Source organism: Petrotoga halophila DSM 16923 (assembly GCF_002924615.1).
In genome coordinates, this window is sequence record NZ_JALY01000119.1 from 1 (window position 1) to 2,689 (window position 2,689).

The 2,689-nt window shown below is 33.0% G+C and carries 4 protein-coding genes; 2 read left to right on the plus strand and 2 right to left on the minus strand.

Translation table 11 applies throughout. From position 1 onward, the window contains the following. A partial coding sequence (locus AA81_RS05575; protein ID WP_146050351.1) for a hypothetical protein occupies positions 1 to 855 on the minus strand: 855 nt, incomplete at its 3' end. Continuing rightward, complete coding sequence (locus AA81_RS05580) at positions 852 to 1,853, minus strand: TolC family protein (protein ID WP_103078856.1); 1,002 nt, start codon at positions 1,851 to 1,853, stop codon at positions 852 to 854. The genes AA81_RS05575 and AA81_RS05580, both read right to left, overlap by 4 nt. 347 nt (positions 1,854 to 2,200) lie before the next feature. On the opposite strand from AA81_RS05580, the gene AA81_RS14545 reads away from it, so the two are divergent. Beyond that, on the plus strand, positions 2,201 to 2,314 hold the full coding sequence (locus AA81_RS14545; RefSeq protein ID WP_245857187.1) for a helix-turn-helix domain-containing protein: 114 nt from the start codon (positions 2,201 to 2,203) through the stop codon (positions 2,312 to 2,314). 248 nt (positions 2,315 to 2,562) lie between these two features. Further along, positions 2,563 to 2,689 (plus strand): transposase (locus AA81_RS14550; protein WP_245863477.1); only part of this gene is annotated, 127 nt, incomplete at its 3' end.

Genomic DNA, 2,689 nt, shown 5'->3' on the forward strand with positions numbered 1-2,689 from the left:
TATTTCCGATGCCTCTTCTTGAAGTTGTAACGATTTTAAATCTAGCCTTTCTTCGATATTCGTTGGATAGTTTTGATTTTCGTTTATTATTCTTTCTACCGTTTCTTTTGTTTGATTGTAAAGTTCATCTGTGTATTCAAAATATTCTAGAGGTGCATTGTTTGATCTTAGAGTTTCTAAATTCTTTTGTGCAGTAAGTATCTGTTTTTCTAAGCTTTCTTTTTCGTCTTCATCGGTTGATAAGTTGTATTGTTGGTTCAGTATTTCTATTTCATCTTGGTATGTTTGAATCATCTCTTCGTTGTAATGTCTTGTGAATATATCTTCGATCGTGGTTATGAGTTCATTCGTTTGAGCCGTGTAATATTTAGAGAGTGCATCGTAGTAAGCACTTTCAGTTTTCAACCTTTCGGCCTTGTCAATGATTGTTAGATCACGCGATAAAGAGATTGCTATCTCTGATGCTTCAGGGGATTCTATTGTCCATTCATCTGTATTTAAAGTAAAAGGGAATGAGACACCTACCTGTGCTCCCCATACTTCTAAGAAGTTTACATCCAAAGAAATCTCGTAACCTTCTAAATCTCCTTCCCCTCCAAAAACCAACCCACTAACGGTTGTTGTTCCTGCTGGGATTATCCCTGTTTTCATTGTATCAACAGATATTCCCAAATATGGAACAAAGAATTTGTCTATTTTGTTCATCTCTAATTGTGCTCCACGTAAGTTCAACTCCGCTTGGGTATAGGCTGAACTTTTCTCTAAGTTTTGTTCGTATAACTCTTCGAACGTCATCCCAAATATACTCAGGATTCCTACGAGAAGGGTTATTACTAAAACTATAAGTTTTTTCACAATCCTACCTCCTCAAGGCTCCTTCCTGTGTCTATTATGTAGTTTATGTATGCTTTTATGTAATTTCTTACACTTTCATAATAACTCTTTTGTGATGTTAAATAGTTTATGTTCGCGCTGTTTAACTCCAATTCAGATACCAATCCTTTGTTGAATCTATCCTTTGTGTCGTTATATGTACTCTGAGCTAAGTTCATTCTTTCTTCTAAGTTTTTCACACTTTTGTAAAGATTTTCTATACTATTTTTTGTTGTTTTATGTGCCTCAATCAATGTATCTTGAGTGTCTTGCAAACTCAAGATATATTTTTGGTGAGTTATCTCCGCTATCCTTTTATCGTAAGATGATGCGTTGGCGGGTAAGTTGTTGAGATCGTATTGTGAAATATCTACGTTTAGTTGTGCCATTTTTAGATTGTAGTTGTTGTTTAAATATTCCTCATCACTTACGAATATACCCTCATACGTTGGAGTGTTTATTTCTATTTGGTTATAATCTCCTTCGTATAATTCTTTTAAGTTGTCTTTGGCGGTTTCTAAATTTAATTGTGCACTTTCCAAATTGTTCTGTGCATCACTTACATCGAGTTCAGAACTTTTAAGGTCGTCTCCTGAGATTAATCCGTTGTCGAACAATTCAGTGTTGTTGTCGTAGGTTATCTGTGCATTTTTTAACTGCAAATCCGCTGTTTTTACGTTTATTTCTTCAACGAAAACATCCAATACTCTGTCTACTATATCACCGTAGTAATCTTTCATAGAGGTATTGTAGTTTGAAAGACCTGAGTAATAACTTAATTCCCCACTTAATTCTAATTTCCTGTTCGTTGCCTCTATCTTAGCCTTGTTGTAGTCGAGGTTAGTCTTTTCAAGATCAAGCTGTGCGGTTTTGTATATTGTACTACTTGCTTTAGCTGTATCAAATACCTCTGTTAAACCTGCTGAAAACATCCCTGTAACTATGATCAGTGTAAATGCTATCAATACTACTTTCTTCATCGTTTTTCCTCCTTTGGTTGTTTTTTGTAATATTTTTAAAAACTCTAAAACTTTTTATTTTGCACCTCTTCGCCCCGCAGCCTACCCATAAGGAAGAGTGGAAGATTTACTCCTTCGCTTGTCCTGTCTCTTTTTTTAAAATAATAAATTCACAAAAGTCTTTTTAGTATATAATCTTTCACTTAAATATAGCTTAAAAATTTACTCTTTACGATAAAATTCGAAGAAAACTCGTGTTTTCAAACGCGAGATGAATTCGATGTGCAAAAATAAAAATGTTGTTAATTATATGTATATATGATACAATTGTATTATATCATACAACTATTGAATTAAGGTGATTAAATATGCTAAAAACATATAAGTTTAGGTTGTATCCAACAAACGAACAAATTGAGAAACTAAACCAGCATTTTGGACATACTCGCTTTGTATACAACCTAATTCTTAGAATTTGCTAACAACGCATATAAAAATACTAAAACATATACTAACTATTATATGTGGTGTAAAGTACTTACAGCTCTTAAAAAAACTGAGAAGTATCAATGGCTAACCGATGTTAACTCTCAATCGTTACAACAATCTTTGAAGAATCTAGAGACTGGATATAAGCGTTTCTTCAAGAAACAAAGTAAATACCCGAAGTTTAAAAAGAAATTAATTAGACAATCGTTTAGAGTATCACAACATATACTGTTATATGAAAATGAGAATAACGATAAATAAAGAACAAGGCTCACAGAATTGGGACAAAGCAAAATTAGAAGTTGCTAGAATACATGAGAAAATTAAAAATACACGAGAGAATTTTCTGCATAAACTAACGAAGAGTA